Source organism: Saccharomonospora sp. CUA-673 (genome assembly GCF_001942305.1).
Taxonomy (GTDB): domain Bacteria; phylum Actinomycetota; class Actinomycetes; order Mycobacteriales; family Pseudonocardiaceae; genus Prauserella.
In genome coordinates, this window is sequence record NZ_MKKE01000074.1 from 1 (window position 1) to 2,500 (window position 2,500).

2 rRNA genes (1 of these 2 cut by a window edge) are annotated in these 2,500 nt (G+C 56.0%); both read right to left on the reverse strand.

Annotated elements, in window-relative coordinates:
* Nucleotides 1-7: 7 nt before the first annotated feature.
* Nucleotides 8-124, reverse strand: a 5S ribosomal RNA gene (rrf, locus tag BJF85_RS23555).
* A gap of 99 nt (nt 125-223) precedes the next feature.
* A 23S ribosomal RNA gene (locus tag BJF85_RS23560) occupies nt 224-2,500 on the reverse strand; it runs 812 nt beyond the window's last position.

Here is a 2,500-nt window from a genome sequence, read left to right on the forward strand (position 1 = left end):
ATGTTGAGTTCGGCGGTGTCCTACTCTCCCACACCCCTACGAGTGCAGTACCATCGGCGCTGGCAGGCTTAGCTTCCGGGTTCGGAATGGGACCGGGCGTACCCCTACCGCTATCACCACCGAAACACTACGAAACAGCCACACTGACTGCCCCACACAACCAACCCACATGTGGGGGCTGGTGTGGTGTTTCAGGATCGTAGAGTGGGTGCGTAGCATCGTTGTAGGCAAGTCCTCGGCCGATTAGTACCAGTCCACTCAAACACACATTACTGCGCTTCCATGTCTGGCCTATCAACCCAATCATCTCTTGGGGGCCTTAACCCACAACGGGGTGGGAGACCTCATCTAGGAACAGGCTTCCCGCTTAGATGCCTTCAGCGGTTATCCCTTCCGAACGTAGCCAACCAGCCATGCCCCTGGCGGGACAACTGGCATACCAGAGGTTCGTCCGTCCCGGTCCTCTCGTACTAGGGACAGCCTTCCGCAAGTCTCCTACGCGCGCGGCGGATAGGGACCGAACTGTCTCACGACGTTCTAAACCCAGCTCGCGTGCCGCTTTAATGGGCGAACAGCCCAACCCTTGGGACCAACTCCAGCCCCAGGATGCGACGAGCCGACATCGAGGTGCCAAACCATGCCGTCGATATGGACTCTTGGGCAAGATCAGCCTGTTATCCCCGGGGTACCTTTTATCCGTTGAGCGACACCCCTTCCACCAGGAGGTGCCGGATCACTAGTCCCGACTTTCGTCCCTGCTCGACCCGTCAGTCTCACAGTCAAGCTCCCTTGTGCACTTACACTCAACACCTGATTACCAACCAAGCTGAGGGAACCTTTGGGCGCCTCCGTTACCCTTTAGGAGGCAACCGCCCCAGTTAAACTACCCACCAGGCACTGTCCCTGAACCAGATCATGGTCCGAAGTTAGATTCCCAGCACGACCAGAGTGGTATTTCAACAACGACTCCACCAACACTAGCGTGTCAGCTTCACAGTCTCCCACCTATCCTACACAAGCCGAACCGAAAACCAATACCAAGCTATAGTAAAGGTCCCGGGGTCTTTCCGTCCTGCCGCGCGAAACGAGCATCTTTACTCGTAGTGCAATTTCGCCGGGCCTATGGTTGAGACAGCCGGAAAGTCGTTACGCCATTCGTGCAGGTCGGAACTTACCCGACAAGGAATTTCGCTACCTTAGGATGGTTATAGTTACCACCGCCGTTTACTGGCGCTTAAATTCTCAGCTTCACCGTCGAAACGGTTAACCGGTCCTCTTAACGTTCCAGCACCGGGCAGGCGTCAGTCCATATACATCGACTTGCGTCTTCGCATGGACCTGTGTTTTTAGTAAACAGTCGCTTTCCGCTGGTCTCTGCGGCCACTCCCACCTAACCCGAAAAGGGTTTCAGCAGGCTTGGCCCCCCTTCTCCCGAAGTTACGGGGGCAATTTGCCGAGTTCCTTAACCATAGTTCACCCGATCGCCTTAGTATTCTCTACCTGACCACCTGTGTCGGTTTAGGGTACGGGCCACGCACGCACTCGCTAGAGGCTTTTCTCGACAGCATAGGATCACTCTACTTCACCACAACGGCTACGCATCACGCCTCACCCTCATGCAGAACGGATTTGCCTATCCTGCGGGCCACACGCTTACACCAGTACAACCACTCACTGGCGGAGCTACCTTCCTGCGTCACCCCATCACTTAACTACTACAAGATCAGGCCCCACGCTCCACCAACACCATCTTCCGAAGAACACGATGCGGCTTCAGGTGGTTAGTATCCCTCGCCTCGCTATGGACGCACACACGCGGGTACGGGAATATCAACCCGTTATCCATCGACTACGCCTGACGGCCTCGCCTTAGGTCCCGACTCACCCTGGGCGGAACAACCTGGCCCAGGAACCCTTGGTCATCCGGCGGTACAGATTCTCACTGTACATTCGCTACTCATGCCTGCATTCTCACTCCCACACCCTCCACCGTTAACTTCCGTCACGGCTTCACCGGGCCCAGGACGCTCCCCTACCCACCACAACCCGCGTTAGCAGTTGTTGCAGTGACTCGGCTTCGGCGGTGTACTTCAGCCCCGCTACATTATCGGCGCAGAACCACTTGACCAGTGAGCTATTACGCACTCTTTCAAGGATGGCTGCTTCTAAGCCAACCTCCTGGTTGTCTGGGCAATTCCACATCCTTTTCCACTAAGCACACACTTAGGGGCCTTAGCCGGAGTTCTGGGCTGTTTCCCTCTCGACAACGAAGCTTATCCCCCGCTGTCTCACTGCCACACTCTCACACCATGGTATTCGGAGTTTGGTTGACGTCAGTAACCCGATCAGGCCCATCAGCCACCCAGTAGCTCTACCCCCACAGTGAAACATGTGACGCTGCACCTAAATGCATTTCGGGGAGAACCAGCTATCACGGAGTTTGATTGGCCTTTCACCCCTACCCACAACTCATCCCCCAGGTTTTCAACCCTGGTGGGTT